General features: G+C 70.9%; 13 protein-coding genes. 11 read left to right on the top strand and 2 right to left on the bottom strand.

The genetic code is table 11. The features are described from left to right. The 6 genes from ACH4RC_RS37580 to acmL form a co-directional block, all read left to right on the top strand. Positions 1-1688 (top strand): alpha/beta fold hydrolase (locus ACH4RC_RS37580; protein ID WP_398208857.1); only part of this gene is annotated, 1688 nt, incomplete at its 5' end. A 71-nt stretch (positions 1689-1759) separates the two neighbouring features. After that, on the top strand, positions 1760-2392 hold the full coding sequence (locus tag ACH4RC_RS37585; protein ID WP_398208859.1) for a DUF6875 domain-containing protein: 633 nt from the start codon (positions 1760-1762) through the stop codon (positions 2390-2392). 4 nt (positions 2393-2396) lie between these two features. Beyond that, positions 2397-3290: an alpha/beta hydrolase gene (locus ACH4RC_RS37590; RefSeq protein ID WP_398208861.1), complete on the top strand. Its 894-nt coding sequence runs from the start codon at positions 2397-2399 to the stop codon at positions 3288-3290. Continuing rightward, positions 3287-4144, top strand: a complete 858-nt coding sequence (locus ACH4RC_RS37595; RefSeq protein ID WP_398208862.1) for a tryptophan 2,3-dioxygenase — start codon at positions 3287-3289, stop codon at positions 4142-4144. Before ACH4RC_RS37590 ends, ACH4RC_RS37595 begins: the two co-directional genes overlap by 4 nt. Before the next feature lie 127 nt (positions 4145-4271). Then, a complete protein-coding gene (locus ACH4RC_RS37600; RefSeq protein ID WP_398208864.1) occupies positions 4272-5534 on the top strand; it encodes a kynureninase in 1263 nt (420 codons plus the stop codon). A 63-nt stretch (positions 5535-5597) separates the two neighbouring features. After that, positions 5598-6638 carry a 3-hydroxy-D-kynurenine methyltransferase AcmL gene (acmL, locus tag ACH4RC_RS37605; RefSeq protein WP_398208866.1) on the top strand — a complete coding sequence of 347 codons (1041 nt, stop codon included), beginning with the start codon at positions 5598-5600 and terminating at the stop codon, positions 6636-6638. 120 nt (positions 6639-6758) lie between these two features. Here acmL and ACH4RC_RS37610 read toward each other — a convergent pair whose 3' ends face one another. Next, positions 6759-7406: an LmbU family transcriptional regulator gene (locus ACH4RC_RS37610; RefSeq protein ID WP_398208867.1), complete on the bottom strand. Its 648-nt coding sequence runs from the start codon at positions 7404-7406 to the stop codon at positions 6759-6761. Positions 7407-7697: 291 nt separating this feature from the next. Then, positions 7698-8540 carry a TetR/AcrR family transcriptional regulator gene (locus ACH4RC_RS37615; RefSeq protein ID WP_398208869.1) on the bottom strand — a complete coding sequence of 281 codons (843 nt, stop codon included), beginning with the start codon at positions 8538-8540 and terminating at the stop codon, positions 7698-7700. 114 nt (positions 8541-8654) lie between these two features. On the opposite strand from ACH4RC_RS37615, the gene ACH4RC_RS37620 reads away from it, so the two are divergent. From ACH4RC_RS37620 to ACH4RC_RS37640, 5 genes are all read left to right on the top strand, one after another. After that, entirely contained in the window at positions 8655-9539 is an 885-nt protein-coding gene (locus ACH4RC_RS37620; RefSeq protein ID WP_398208870.1) for a siderophore-interacting protein, read from the top strand. A 121-nt stretch (positions 9540-9660) separates the two neighbouring features. Then, positions 9661-10644, top strand: coding sequence for an ATP-binding cassette domain-containing protein (locus ACH4RC_RS37625; protein ID WP_398208871.1), 984 nt, complete (start codon positions 9661-9663; stop codon positions 10642-10644). Continuing rightward, the gene (locus ACH4RC_RS37630; protein ID WP_398208873.1) at positions 10634-11401 is read left to right on the top strand and encodes an ABC transporter permease; all 768 of its coding nucleotides are present in this window, start codon (positions 10634-10636) and stop codon (positions 11399-11401) included. Before ACH4RC_RS37625 ends, ACH4RC_RS37630 begins: the two co-directional genes overlap by 11 nt. Positions 11402-11516: 115 nt before the next feature. Then, positions 11517-13775 carry an ATP-binding cassette domain-containing protein gene (locus ACH4RC_RS37635; RefSeq protein WP_398208875.1) on the top strand — a complete coding sequence of 753 codons (2259 nt, stop codon included), beginning with the start codon at positions 11517-11519 and terminating at the stop codon, positions 13773-13775. A gap of 43 nt (positions 13776-13818) precedes the next feature. Continuing rightward, positions 13819-14544, top strand: coding sequence for a DUF4240 domain-containing protein (locus ACH4RC_RS37640; protein ID WP_398208877.1), 726 nt, complete (start codon positions 13819-13821; stop codon positions 14542-14544). The last annotated feature ends 32 nt before the right edge of the window (positions 14545-14576 follow it).

The raw sequence follows: 14576 nt of genomic DNA on the forward strand, positions 1-14576 counted from the left end.
AGCGCGGCACCGCCCACAACGAACTCACCCGCTACCGCTACGACGCCACCCTCTACAAGACCGGCATCACCACCCACGCCCTCGACGACGCCCCCACCCGGCCCTGGACCCGTGACCTGGCCGCCCTCGCCGATCACCTGGGCAGCGCGCGGCCCGACCGGCTGCGCGTCACCGGGGTGCCCCACGCGCGCATCGCGGCCGACCTCGCCGCGCAACGCGCGCTCGAAACCGGGACGGCACCGGACGTCCGGGACACGGCCGGTATCGATCCGGAGAACTTGCACCGCCTGGGCGAGAAGTACGGCTACTGGACGGCGATCAGCTGGAACGGGCACGACCCGGCCACCCTCGATCTCACGTACGTCAAGCGCGAACTGCTCGGCGAGAGGGCGCCCGTCGGTGCCTACGCGCCCACGGGCGCGGCCGGCCCCGGCACACCGCTCTCCTCCTGGACCACCAGCCCGGCCACCGGCCGCAGCACCGGTGCCCTGCTCCTGGCCGTACGGGAACACCTGCGCAGTCGGTTGCCCGAGTACATGCGCCCCGCCGCCGTCGTTCCGCTCGACCGGCTGCCGCTCACCTCCAACGGCAAGCTCGACCGCGCCGCGCTGCCGGCGCTCGAACCGGAGCGCGCCGACATCGGGCGGGCGCCGGCCACTCCGCAGGAGCAGGTGGTGTGCGAGCTGTTCGCGGAGATCCTCGGCCAACCGGTGGTCGGTGTGAGCGAGGACTTCTTCGACCTGGGCGGGCACTCCCTGCTGGCCACCCGGCTGATGGCCCGGCTGCGCGCGGCCTTCGGCGTCGAGCTGGGCGTCCGGAGCCTGTTCGAGGCGCCGACGCCCGCGGGCATCGCCGCCCGCCTCGAGATCGACGACGCGGACGGCTCGTACGAGGTGATGCTGCCGCTGCGCACCGGAGGCAGCAGGCCGCCGCTGTTCTGCGTCCATCCGGGCGGGGGCATCAGCTGGTCCTACAGCGCGCTCATCAAGCACCTGGGGCCGCAGTATCCGCTGTACGGCGTCCAGGCGCGCAGTCTGGCCCGGCCGGAACCCCGGCCCGCCACCATCGAGGAGATGGCGGTGGACTACGCCGACCAGATCCAGAGGGTGCAGCCGCACGGGCCGTACCACCTGGCCGGCTGGTCGTTCGGTGGGCTGTGCGCGCACGCGCTGGCCACGGAGTTCCAGCGGCGCGGTGAACCGGTGGCGCTGGTCGCGGTGCTCGACGTGATCCCCGACTGGCAGGGACTCACCCATGCCGATGTGCCCGCCCCGGACGACCGGGTGATGCTTCTCTTCCACGTGGGTCTCGTCGACGACGGCAGCCACCACGACGACGAGGAGCTGACCTTCGCCAAGGCGCGGGAGATCCTGCGCCGCCAGGGCAGTGTGCTGGCCAACCTGGAGGAGGACCGGCTCACGACGATCACCGAGATCTCGGCGAACAACACTCACCTGACCGTCGACTACCGACCCGGCCAGATCGACGGTGACCTGCTGCTGATCGCCTGCTCGCAGGAGCAGGACCCGCCGGTGACCGCCGAGGCCTGGCAGCCCTACGTGCGCGGCTCCGTCGAAGCCCATGTGGTGCCCGGCGACCACGGGTCGATGTTGACCCGCCCGGACACGCTGGCCGAGATCGGCCGCATCCTCTCGGCCAAGCTCCACGACCTCACCGGCGACGAGTGACCTTCGCGGGACGCCCACCAGGAACCCGCCGTCCGCTGTCCGCGAGGACCGACATCCGAGGACTGACACTGATGCTGACCGACGTGCTCTCCATAGACGTGGCCAAGGCCCTGACCGCCGTGGACGAATGGCTGAGCGAATACATCCGCCGACCGCACGGCGAACTCGGACGCACCGGCCCGGTGTGCCCGTTCGTCGAACCCGCCCAGCGTGTCGGCGCGCTGGAGATCCGTGTCAGGCTGGTCGGCCCCACCCCGAGCCAGACCCTCCTCGACGAGATCGTCCGCTGCGGCCTCGACGAGTTCAGCGAGGTGGACTGGAAGTCCGGCAACCCGAATCTGCGCTCGCTGCTGCTCGTCCTGCCGGACCTGCCGGCCGAGCATCTGCATCTGCTGGACGCGGCGCACACCGCGCTGAAGCCGGAGAGCGTGCGGCGGGGGCTGATGATCGCCCAGTTCCACGAGAGGTGCGAGGAGAAGGCCGCACGCAACCCGGCGTTCGAGGTGAGCCACGCCCCGGTGCCGATGATGGCGGTACGGTCGATGGCCATCCACGACGTGCTGTTCCTGGCCGGCCGGCGGGAGTGGTTCGAGGAGTACGCGAGCCGTTTCGGAGCCCGCTACCGCACCGGGTCGCACGGCATCGACCCCGTGCTGACCGAGGTGTACGAGCGGGCCCGCGCCGCCCACACGCCGGGGAGCTGAGCGCATGCGCGACGCACCCCCGGCCGCGGGCGCCGTGTACCGGAACATGGACCGGGCCACGCTGGACCGGCAGTACTCGCCGAGCTCCCGCGTGCCGAGCCTGGACGCCTACCTGCGCGAGTACGAGCGGCTGAGCGAGGCCGCCCGCCGGGACCACCCGGTGCGGGCCTCCCTCGCCTACGGCCCGCACCCGGTGGAGAGGCTCGACTACTTCCCCGCGTCAGGGGCCGGCCGTGCGCCGCTCCTCGTATTCGTGCACGGCGGGAACTGGCAGGCACTCGGCCGCGCCGAATCGGCCTTCCCTGTGCCACCGTTGCTGGCCGCGGGCGCGGCGGTCGCGGTGATCGAGTACGGGCTGGCGCCGGAGGTCGGCCTGGACGCCATGGCTGGCATGGTGCGCCGGGCCGTCGACTGGCTGCTGACGCACGCGGACGGGCTCGGGTTCGCCCCGGACCGCCTCCATCTGTGCGGCACCTCGGCCGGTGCGCACCTCGCCGCCATGGCCCTGCTGCCCGATGTGTCGGGCGGCCCGGACGTGTCCGGCCGGATCGCCGGCGCGGTGCTGCTCAGCGGCTTGTACGACCTGGAACCGGTCCGCCTGTCCTATGTGAACGACGCGCTGCGCCTCGACGAGGCCGCGGCCCGCCGCAACAGCCCGGTCCTTCGGCTGCCCGCGCGGCTGCCCGGGACGGTGGTCGCCCGCGGCGGGAACGAGACCGAGGAGTACGTCCGCCAGCACGACCGGATGGTGACGGCGCTGCGTCTCCGGGCCGTGGTGACGGAGGTCGTCGCCGACCGGCGCGACCACTTCGACCTCCCTTACGACCTGGGCGTGGCGGGCACCGGTCTCGGCGACGCGGTCCTGGCGCAGATGGGACTGGAAGGAACGACCGCATGACCACCGAAGAGACCACCCGGAGCCCTGTGTGCCCGCTGTCCGCCGGAACCCCGCCGGACACCACCCCGACGGACACCACCCCGTACGCCCACTACGCGCGGATGGACGAGCTGCTGGCGTTGCAGCACCCGCTCAGTCCGGCCTCTGCCGAGCCGGGGTTCATCATCATGAGCCAGGTCAAGGAGCTGCTGTTCAAACTCCTGCACATCGAGTTCAGCACCGCGCGCGACCAGTTGGGGGACGACCTGCTCGACGACGCGCTGTGGACGTTGCGCCGCGCCGCGCGGGTGCAGCAGGTGCTGCTGGTCTCGTGGGAGACGTTCTCCGTGCTGTCCCCGGTGGAGTTCGCCGAGTTCCGGGACGTCCTGGGATCGGCCTCCGGCTTCCAGTCGGCCGGCTACCGGCGCCTGGAGTTCCTGCTGGGCAACAAGAATCCCGCGATGGTCGCGCCGCACCGGAACACGGCGGGCTACGAAGCGGTGGCCGGCCAGCTGCACGAGCCGAGCCTGTACGACGCCGCGCTCGCGCTGCTGGCGCGCCGCGGGCTGCTCACGGCGGACGACTCCACGGACGCGGACGCCACCCGGCCCTGTCGTAGCGGCGCGGAGGTCGAGGAGGCCTGGCGGTCGGTCTACCGGGACCCTGTCCACCATCGTGACCTGCATCTGCTCGCCGAGGCGCTGATGGACACCGCCGACCAGTTCGCACGCTGGCGCTACACCCACCTGGTGACCGTGCAGCGGATGCTCGGGGCCAAGCCCGGGACTGGCGGCACCGATGGCGTGGCCTGGCTCGCCCGGATCAGTGAGCACCGCTTCTTCCCGGAACTGTGGTCGGTGCGCTCCACGCTCTGACCGGACGCCCGCGGCCTCCCCTTAGAGGGCGGGGACGCGCGGACACGCACGTCATGCACGTCATGCACGTCATGCACGTCATGCACGTCATGCACGACACGGACGTCACGACACAGAAGGAGGGCCGATGATGAGCGGGTTCCCGCGCACGGTGGCCGAGGAACTGGACGCGGCCGATCCGCTCGCCGTGTTCCGCGAGCGGTTCGTCATCGCCGATCCGGAGCTGATCTACCTGGACGGCAACTCGCTGGGCCCGCTGCCCGCCGCCACCCCCGAGGTGCTGCGGGAGGTGGTCGAGGAGGGCTGGGGCCGGGGACTGGTGCGGTCGTGGCAGGACTGGATCGACTGGGGCGCCCGGCTCGGCGACCGCCTCGCCGAGCACGTGCTCGGCGCCGCCCCCGGCGAGGTGGTGATCTCCGACTCCACGTCGGTCAACCTCTACAAGCTGGCCGCCGCCGCCCTGGACGCGGCACCGGGGCGCGGCACCGTCGTGATGGACGCCGAGGACTTCCCCACCAACCGGTACATCGTCCAGGGCCTGGCCCAACAGCGCGCTCTCCGGCTGGTACGGCTGGCGTCCGAACTCGACGGCGGCCTCGACCTCGACGCGCTGCGCTCGGCACTCAACGGTGACGTCGCGCTGGTCGTGCTGTCCCTGGTGTCCTACAGAAGCGGCGCGCTCGTGGACATGGCGCGGGTGAACGAGCTGGCCGACGCGGTCGGCGCGCGGGTGGTGTGGGACGTGTCGCACGCCGCCGGAGCCGTCCCCGTCGACCTGGCCGGCACCGGTGCGCAACTCGCCGTCGGCTGCACCTACAAGTACCTCAACGGCGGCCCGGGTTCACCCGCCTTCCTCTATGTGCGGCGCGACCTCCAGTCCCTGCTGCGGCAGCCGGTGTGGGGCTGGTACGGGCAGCGCGGGCAGTTCGAGATGGGGCCCGACTACGACCCGGTGCCGGGCATCGAGCGGTTCCTGGTGAGCACCCCGCCGCTGGTGTCGCTGGCGGCGATCGACCCCGCCCTCGCCCTGGTCGAGGAGGCCGGCCTGGCACGGATCCGGGCCAAAGGGCTGCGGCTGGGCCGACTGGCCGACGATCTGGCGGACGCCTGGCTCACGCCGCTGGACTTCCGGCCTGCCTCGCCCCGGCCGCCGGAGCGGCGCGGCTCCCATCTGTCGCTGTACCACCCCGACGCCTGGCGGATCTGCCAGGCGCTGGCCGCGGACGCGAAGGTCGTCTGCGACTACCGGGTCCCGGACCGGCTGCGTATCGGCCTGTCGCCCCTGGTCACCCGGTTCACCGACGTCTGGGACGCGTTGGCCCGGGTCCGCGACCTCGTGGCCGGGGGCGCCCACGCCTCCCGGCCCGTCGGCCTCGCCCGGGTGACCTGACCTCCGCCGCCCCGCACACCACCCTCTCCCCGCCCTCTCCACCTCAGCCGATTCGGAGTGCTCATGGCTCACGCGTCCCCGCTCACCACAGACGGACTGGTACAGATCCTGTTCGGCTCCTCGGCCTTCCAGATGCTCCGCGCGGGCAGCGAACTGGGCCTGTTCACCCTGCTGCACCGGCGACCGGGCCTGACCTCGCCGGAGATCGGCCGGGAACTCGGCCTGGAGGAGCGGCCGGTGCAGATCCTGCTGCTCGGCACCACCGCCCTCGGACTGACAGCGCGCCAGGGCGAGGGCTACGAGAACGCCGAGGTCCTGAACGCCCGCTTCGAGGAGGGCACCTGGGAGATCATCGAGGATCTCGTCGAGTACGAGGAGCGGATCGTCCGGCCCGCCGAGGTCGACTTCATCGCCTCGCTGCGCGAGAACACCAACGTCGGTCTGCGACGGATCAAGGGCACGGGGGAGGACCTCTACCACCGGCTCTCCGCCGACCCCGAACTCGAGCAGCTGTTCTACCGCTGCATGCGGTCCTGGTCCAGGCTGTCCAACCCCGTGCTGGTCGAGAAGGCCGACCTCACCGGGGTGCGGCACGTGCTCGACGTGGGCGGCGGCGACGGCGTCAACGCCATCGCTCTCGCGCAGGCCAACCCCGGCGTGGAGTTCACCGTCCTCGACCTGCCCGGCACGGTGGAGATCGCCCGCAAGAAGATCGCCGAGCACGGTCTGTCCGACCGGATCTCCGTGCGCGCCGCGGACATCTTCGCCGACACCTACCCGACGGGCCCCGACTGCGTACTCTTCGCCAACCAGCTCGTGATCTGGTCGCCGCAGGAGAACACACGCCTGCTGCGCAAGGCGTACGCGGCGCTCCCGGAGGGCGGGCGGGTGCTGGTGTTCAACGCCATGTCCGACGACAGCGGGGACGGCCCGCTGTACGCGGCCCTGGACAACCTGTACTTCGCGACGCTGCCGGCCGCCAGCAGCACGATCTACCGGTGGGGCCAGTACGAGGAGTGGTTCGCCGCGGCCGGGTTCGTGAAGCCCGAGCGGCTGCCCGGGGGCCGGTGGACGCCGCACGGCGTGATCAGCGCGGTCAAGTGACTCCTCGTCCAGTACCGGAGCCGGGCGCGCTCCGACCGCAGCACCGAGGGCTCCACGGTCTGCACCGTGGAGCCCTCGGCTCTGGGGGGTGGCGGGCGTTGTGTCGTCAGGCAGGTGCCGTCAATGACCGAGCTCGTGCGCGGTGGCACGGTCGAGCGTCAGCAGGACCCACTCCTCCAGGTCCCGGTCTCCCCGCGACGCGGCCTCGCGCCAGCGCTGGACGCGGTCACCGGCGGCGCTGATCCGGAGCTGGCCGGCCAGTGCGGGCCTGGTCGGCCGGTCTCCTCCGCGGCTCTCCCGCAGCCGCAGTCGGAGTTGATTCCGTGACCAGCCGTGCTGCTCCGCTTGGTCGAGCCAGGTGTCGGCCTCGGCCTGAGGCAGGGACGCGACCTCGGCGTGGTGGCCAAAGCTCAGCGTCTCGCGCCGACGCCGGAGTTCGAAGTGGCGTGCCACCCACGCGTAGTTGCGCAGCGTCTGGTAGTCGAGCCCCGCGGCCTGCACTCCGGTCTGGTAGCGGTCGGCGTAGCGGTCCTGGCCCCATACGAGCCAGTCGCCCAGACACCAGGCGGAGGAGTCGGCGATCTGGAAGATGTGCTGCCCGGCCTTCTCCCAGCGGTCGTACGTGAGGCCGGTCGGTATCTTGAGGCCGACCCGGGTGGTGAAGATTCGTTCCTGCTCGCCCGGCCTGCGCGGGCGGGCGGCCTCGGCCGCGCGGCGGCCGACTGGTAATTGACGGTCACTCCGGTCGTACTTGGCGATGTGCTGCACCGGCTTTCTCCTGAAATCGGGGCATGATGCATCTCGTACCATTCAGCGCGCCCTTCAGTCATCAAGGGCGCAAACTCAAAAAACGGTAAGCACCGTTCGGGATACCGTCAACGAATACTTCCGGCCGCAGATGGCCGATTGGGGTGCGATCGGCTTCGACACGGACCGCTTCGGGGTGCGATCGGCTTTGGCTCGGACCGCTTCGGGAGCGCGACCGGCTTCGACGTGGACCGCTTCAGGGGTGTGGCACGCGCCGGGTCGTGCGGGCCCGCCCGGACCCGCACGACGCCGTCAGGGGGCGCCGGCCGAGGCGTGGCGCGTGCCGTCGGAGTCCGTCCGCACCGCCGCCTCGATGCCGTCGAGGATCAGGTCCAGGCCCACCCGGAACGCCTCCCTCGCCTCCTGCTCCATGTGCGACGCGGCGCCGCCCGCCTCCGCCTCGGCCATGGCGGTGAGGCTCGCGGTCGACTCCAGGGCCGCGAGGGCGGGGAAGCGTTCGGTGAAGTCCGGCGCGAACTCCGCCATCAGCGCGGACCGCTGCGCCCACCACTCCTCGTCGGGCACCCCGGTCTCCGGCGCCGCCTGCCTGTGCTCCGTCGCGACCAGGGCCGTACCCCTCACGAACTGGAACAACACCGCGATGACCCGTCTGACGCGCAAAGGTTCCAGGCCGATAACACCCAGGATCCGCACCACCGTCTCCAGCCGCGCGTACTCGTTCGGACCGAGTACGGGCCGAGCCTGCGAGACCTGGAGCACCCAGGGGTGGCGTAGATAGAACGCCCAGGCGTCGTCGGCCCAGGCGGTGATCGCCGGGCGCCATCCCGCGCTCGTGTCGTACTCCGTGGGCAGTTCGGCCAGCACCCGGTCGTGCATGAGGTCGACCAGCTCGCTCTTGCTCGGCACATACGTGTAGAGCGCCATGGCGGTTCGCCCGAGCCGGGTTCCGACCGCCCGCATGGACAGGGCCGCCATGCCCTGCTCGTCCGCCACCGCGACACCCGCGGCCACGATCGTGTCCACGTCGAGTCCAGGTTTGGGACCGGGTTTGAGGGCGGCCCCGGCGGAAGCGGCCGATCGCCAGAGCAGGGACATGGACCGGCGGGCATCACCCTGTCCGGCGAAAACAACCACCTTGCAACTCCTTACAGCCTAAAGTAACCTCACCGGCGCATCTCTTTACGCTGTAAGGATATCAGCTGCGCGTTCAACCGCACTGGTATGCCCGTACGTTGTGGAAGGTTTTCGATGGCAGAGCTCCCCGTCACGTTCATCCAGGTCACCGACGTCACACGCATCACACCGCGGATGGCCCGCGTGACGTTCGAGGCGGACCACCTCGACGACTCCGTCGGCCTGACCCCGGACCAGCAGCTCAAGCTCTGCTTCCCCCGGCCCGGCCAGAAGACGCCCGTCCTGCCCGAGCAGAGCGACGACGCGACGGGCTGGTACCAGGCATTTCTGGCCATTCCCGAGGACGAGCGGCCCTGGATGCGCAGCTTCACCCTCCGCCGTCGCGTGCCCGGCACGAACACCGTCGACGTCGACTTCGTCCTGCACGGCGACAGCGGCCCGGCCGGCGCCTGGGCCGACTCCGCCCGCCCCGGCGACCGGCTCGGCATGGTCGGCCCCTCCGCGCTCTACGCCGGACCGGTCTCCCTGACGGACACGATCGCCTCAGCCGACTGGCTGCTGCTCGCAGGCGACGAGACGGCACTGCCCGCCATCGGCACCCTGCTGGAGCGCCTGCCCGAGGGGGCCCGCGCCCAGGTCTACATCGAGGTCGCCGACCGCGCCGAGCAGCAGACCTTCCGTACGGCGGGAGACGTGGCACTGCACTGGCTGCACCGCGACGGAACACAGGCGGGCCGCAGCGAAGCCCTGATCGACGCTGTCCGCGGCGCCGAGTTCCCGTCCGGGAGCCCCTTCGCCTGGCTGGCCGGAGAGGCAGGCACCGTCCGGACGCTGCGGCGCCACCTGGTCAACGACAGGGGGCTCGACAAGCGAGCGATCGACTTCAGCGGCTACTGGCGCGTCAAACTCACTCAGGACGACGCCCCGACCGCCGACGACATGGCCGAGGCGCAGGAGCGCCTCGCCGAGTACCAGGCGGCGTCCGATGGCCAGTCCTGACGAGCCGCGCGCCGACATCGGCATCCCGGCCGGGCGCCGCGAGTCGGCCGGACGACTGCCCGGTCGGGAGACGGATCCGCCGGGCCGAGAGGCAGACCCGCCGGGCCGGGAGAAGGATTCCATGATCACAGTACGAGGTCTCGCCCGCAGGTTCACCGTGCGCGGCCAAAGCGTCGAAGCGGTCAAAGGGATCGACTTCGACGTGGCGCCCGGGGAGGTGGTCGGCTTCCTCGGCCCCAACGGAGCGGGCAAGACCACGACCTTACGGATGCTCACGACCCTGCTGCGCCCCACTGGCGGAACCGGCACCGTGGCCGGCTGCGACCTGCTGACCGACCCCCAGGGCGTCCGGCGCAAAATCGGCTGCGTCCACCAGGGCGGCGCCACCTGGCCCGAGTCCAGAGTCGCCGAGGAGATCGAGCTCCAGGCCCGGCTTTACGGCCTCTCCCGGTCCGAGGCCAAACGGCGCGGCGCCCTGCTCGCCGAGCGGCTCGACCTCGCCGGCCTGGACCAGCGCCCCACCAAGTCGCTTTCCGGCGGTCAGCGCCGCCGGCTCGACATCGCTCTCGGGCTGGTCCACGAACCGACGCTCGTGTTCCTCGACGAGCCCACCACGGGACTCGATCCGCAGAGCCGGGCCAACCTCTGGGACCACGTCCGCCGCCTGCGCTCCGAGCAGGGCACGACCGTCTTCCTCACCACGCACTACCTCGACGAGGCCGACGCGCTGTGCGACCGGATCCTCGTCACCGACCACGGCACGATCGTCGCCGAGGGAACCCCCGACGCGCTCAAGGCCCGGGTCGCCGGCGACGCGGTCACCGTCGAGGTGACCGACCAGGTCGCGGAGGCGGCCGACGTCGCCGGGCGGCTGACCGGCGCGACCGAGGTGAGCGTCGACGGCGACACGGTGCGCTTCCGGGTGCCCCGCGGCGACGCCGCCCTGCCGGAACTGCTGCGCGCCCTCGACGGCCGGGGGATCACCCTGGCCTCGGTCAAGGTCAACCGGCCCACCCTCGACGACGTGTTCCTCAGCCTGACCGGACGCTCCTTGCGGGACGGCGACCCCGCGCCCCGGGCCCAGGAGGCCGCCCATGCTGCGTGACACCCAACTGATCTTCGCGCGGGACATGAAGCTCGCGCTGCGCAGCCCGACCTGGCTGCTCATCGGAATCATGCAGCCGCTCCTGTACCTGTTCCTCTTCGGACCCCTCATGGTGTCCGTGGTCGACCACACCCCCGGGTTCCCGCCCGGCGGCGCCTGGGAGGTCCTCACCCCGGCACTCATCGTCCAGACGGCACTGTTCAGCGGCTCCTTCGCCGGGGTGGGGCTGCTCACCGAGTACCGGGTCGGCGTCGTCGACCGCTTCCGCGGCACGCCCGCGAGCAGGGCCGCCCTGCTGTTCGGCAAGGTCCTGGCCCAGGCCGTGCAGGCCACCGCGCAATCCGTACTGATCGTGCTGGTGACGCTGCTCGTCTTCGACCTCGACGCCTCACCGACCGGGTTGCTGCTCAGTCTGGTGATCGCCGCGGTGCTGGCCGTCACGCTGTCCTCGGGATCGTACGCACTGGCACTGCTCCTCAAGAGCGAGGCGGCGTTCCCGGCGCTGATGAACGCCGTGCTCCTGCCGCTCCTGCTGCTGTCCGGGGTGCTGCTGCCGGTCTCCGAGCAACTCGCACCCGGCTGGCTCTACAACCTGGCCCGGATCAACCCCCTGACCCATGTGGTCGACGCCGAACGCGCGGCGTTCCGGGGAGACATGAGCGCCACGGGGCTGCTGACCGGCTCCCTCGTGCTGCTGGTCATGGCCGTCCTCGCCCTGATGTGGGGCACGCGGACCTTCCGCAAGGAGAACGCCTGACGGCACCGCCCTCAGGCCGACCGAGACCGGGCTCCCCCTTACATCCCCCGGAGGGGGAGCCCACCCGCACCACCTCGCACCACCTCGTACGACCCCGTACCACCAAGGAGCACACGTGAGGACCGACGCCATCAAGGTGACCGGTGCCAGGGAGAACAACCTCAAGAACGTCTCGCTGCAGATCCCGAGACAGCAACTGACCGTCTTCACCGGTGTCTCCGGCTCGGGCAAGTCGTCCCTGGTGTTCGACACCCTCGCGGCCGAGGCCCAGCGGCAGCTCAACGAAACCTTCAGCGCGTTCGTCCGGTCCTTCCTGCCCGACCACGGGCGGCCGGACATGGACGCCGTCGAGAACATCTCCACGGCCGTCGTCATCGACCAGAGACGCCTGGGCGGCAACCCGCGCTCCACCGTCGGCACGGTCACCGACATCAACCCCCTGCTGCGTCTGCTGTTCTCCCGGGCCGGCGATCCCGCGGGCCTGCCCCCGAGCGCGTTCTCCTTCAACGACCCCCTGGGCATGTGCCCGACCTGCGAGGGCCTCGGCACGATCGTCCGGCTCGACCTGGACACGTTCCTCGACCGCACCAGGTCCCTGAACCAGGGCGCGCTGCTGCACCCCGACTTCTCCACCGACACCTGGTACTGGCTGAGCTATGTCGAGTCCGGCCTGTTCGACAACGACAAGCCGCTGGCCGGCTTCACCGAGCGGGAATGGCAGCTGCTGCTCCACGGCGAACTGCCGGACAAGCTCCGCCTCGACTGGCAGGGCAACATCCTCAACGTCCGCTACGAAGGCCTCGTCGACAAGTTCACCCGGCTCTACATCAAGAAGGAGGACATGTCCGAGCGCGGCCGCCTGGTGTTCCAGCGGTTCGCCCGCACCGACTCCTGCCCCGACTGCGACGGCACCCGCCTCGCGCCCGCCGCGCTGGCCACCCGGGTCGGCGGCCACCACATCGCGGACCTCACCGCGATGGAGGCCCAGCACCTCGTGCACGTCCTGGCCGGGCTGGACCTGCGGCCCGTGAAACCGGTCCTGGACGAGCTGGCCATCCGTCTGCACCACCTGGTCGACATCGGACTCGGCTACCTGAGCCCTGACCGGGAGACCCGCACGCTCTCGGGCGGCGAGTCCCAGCGGATCAAGATGGTCCGGCATCTGTCCAGCAGCCTCACCGAGATGCTGTACGTGTTCGACGAGCCGAGCATCGGCCTGCACCCCCGGGACGTGCACCGGCTCAAGGAACTCCTCATCGCGTTGCGGGACAAGGGCAACACGGTGCTCGTGGTCGAGCACGACCCCGACGTCATGGCCGTCGCGGACCATGTGGTCGACATGGGCCCGAAAGCCGGGACGCTCGGCGGCGAAGTGGTCTTCGAGGGCAGCTACGACGCACTCACCCGGGCCGACACCCTCACCGGGCGCCACCTCAAGCACCGACTGCCTCTCAAGACCGCACTCCGGCGCGCCACCGGGACGCTCACCGTCACCGCCGCGACGAGCCACAACCTCAAGAACGTGACGGTCGGCTTCCCCACCGGCGTCCTGACGGTCGTCACCGGCGTGGCCGGATCGGGCAAGAGCACGCTGGTCAACGACGAGTTCCTCCGCCAGCACCCCGACGCGGTCGTCATCGACCAGTCGGCGGTGACCACCAGCCGGCGCTCCAACACCGCCACCTACACCGGCCTGATGGACCCGATCCGCAAGCTGTTCGCCAACGCCAACAACGTCAGCGCCTCCCTGTTCAGCGCCAACTCCAAGGGCGCCTGCCCCAACTGCCAGGGGCTCGGCGTCCTCTACACCGACCTCGCGTTCATGGACACGCTGAAATCCGTGTGCGAGGTGTGCCGAGGCCGCCGCTTCTCCGAGGACGTCCTCGGCCACCGTCTGCGCTCCAGGTCCATCAGCGACGTACTGGAGATGACGACGGCCGAGGCAGCGGACTTTTTTACGGAGCCCAAGCTCCGCCCCGTCCTGCACGCCCTGAACGAGGTCGGCCTGGACTACCTGCGGCTCGGCCAGCCGCTCAGCACCCTGTCCGGCGGCGAGTGCCAGCGGCTCAAGCTTGCGGCCGACCTGCACCGCGTCGGAAGCGTCTACGTCATGGACGAACCCACCACGGGTCTGCACATGTCGGACGTCCACCGCCTCCTCGGCATCATCGAGCGCCTCGTCGACCAGGGCAACACCGTCATCGTCATCGAGCACAACCTCGACGTGGTCAAGAGCGCCGACTGGATCATCGACCTCGGCCCCGAAGGCGGCAGCCGCGGCGGACGGATCCTCTTCGAAGGAACCCCGGCCGATCTCCTGAAGACCACCGGCTCCCACACCGCCACGCACCTCCGGCAGGACCTCGACAGATGACCTCGAAGGCGGAGTGCCGGACCCTTGCGTCATCCTCGCCGACATGAACGAAGACGCCTTCTGGCAACTCATCGAGGACTGCAGGCCCGCGGGGTCGGACCCCGACTCCGAACAACTGGCAGCAGCGCTGACCGAGCACCTGGCTCGGTCCCCGCTGCCCGTGGTCACCGGCTTTGCCGAGCAGTTGTCCTTGGCGCTGTACCGCCTGGACCGCAGGGAACCCGGACCGGACCTGTCCGGTGACGCCTTCCTCTGGGCGCGTGCTCCGGCAGCCCGGCGCGCGTCGGTGAGCACGTCCCGCTTCGGCGCGGCAGCCTGGAACGGTCATGCTCAAAACGCCGATCACCCGCACAGCAGGCACCTTTTGACACTGGTCCAGATGCAGCCCCGCCCGGTGGGCACCGACCCCGCGCACCGGCCGGTGACCGGGGTCATGGACGCGGCCGGTCCCCAGGTCTGTGACGACATGAGCGTCGAGGTGGCGCTGGCCGTGATGAGTGCCGCCCGGACACAGCGGCCAATCATCTGCGACCAGGACGGCCAGTGCACCGGCCTGTTCACGCGGGCCCAACTCGCCGCAGCCCAGGACCGCGCCGCCTACACGGACCATGTCCGCCCGCGTGAGATTCTCGACGGCCACGGATCGTTCGCCTCGCCCACCAGCGGTGCGGCCGAAACCCGCCGAACAATGCGCCGCCTGCGGATCGCCGCTCTGCCGGTGGTCGGCGAACAGGGCGGCGCCCTGGGCGTCCTCGCCCTCTCCCACTGACCCGGCCCACGCCACGGCCGTTCTCCCCTTCT

Origin of the sequence: Streptomyces sp. NPDC016845, from assembly GCF_044332585.1 — a bacterium.
Taxonomy (GTDB): Bacteria; Actinomycetota; Actinomycetes; order Streptomycetales; family Streptomycetaceae; genus Streptomyces.

Coding starts and splice junctions, on each gene's coding strand:
- ACH4RC_RS37585 (WP_398208859.1), top strand. CDS start 1,760: ATGCTGACCGACGTGCTCTCCATAGACGTGGCCAAGGCCCTGACCGCC.
- ACH4RC_RS37590 (WP_398208861.1), top strand. CDS start 2,397: ATGCGCGACGCACCCCCGGCCGCGGGCGCCGTGTACCGGAACATGGAC.
- ACH4RC_RS37595 (WP_398208862.1), top strand. CDS start 3,287: ATGACCACCGAAGAGACCACCCGGAGCCCTGTGTGCCCGCTGTCCGCC.
- ACH4RC_RS37600 (WP_398208864.1), top strand. CDS start 4,272: ATGATGAGCGGGTTCCCGCGCACGGTGGCCGAGGAACTGGACGCGGCC.
- acmL (WP_398208866.1), top strand. CDS start 5,598: ATGGCTCACGCGTCCCCGCTCACCACAGACGGACTGGTACAGATCCTG.
- ACH4RC_RS37620 (WP_398208870.1), top strand. CDS start 8,655: ATGGCAGAGCTCCCCGTCACGTTCATCCAGGTCACCGACGTCACACGC.
- ACH4RC_RS37625 (WP_398208871.1), top strand. CDS start 9,661: ATGATCACAGTACGAGGTCTCGCCCGCAGGTTCACCGTGCGCGGCCAA.
- ACH4RC_RS37630 (WP_398208873.1), top strand. CDS start 10,634: ATGCTGCGTGACACCCAACTGATCTTCGCGCGGGACATGAAGCTCGCG.
- ACH4RC_RS37640 (WP_398208877.1), top strand. CDS start 13,819: ATGAACGAAGACGCCTTCTGGCAACTCATCGAGGACTGCAGGCCCGCG.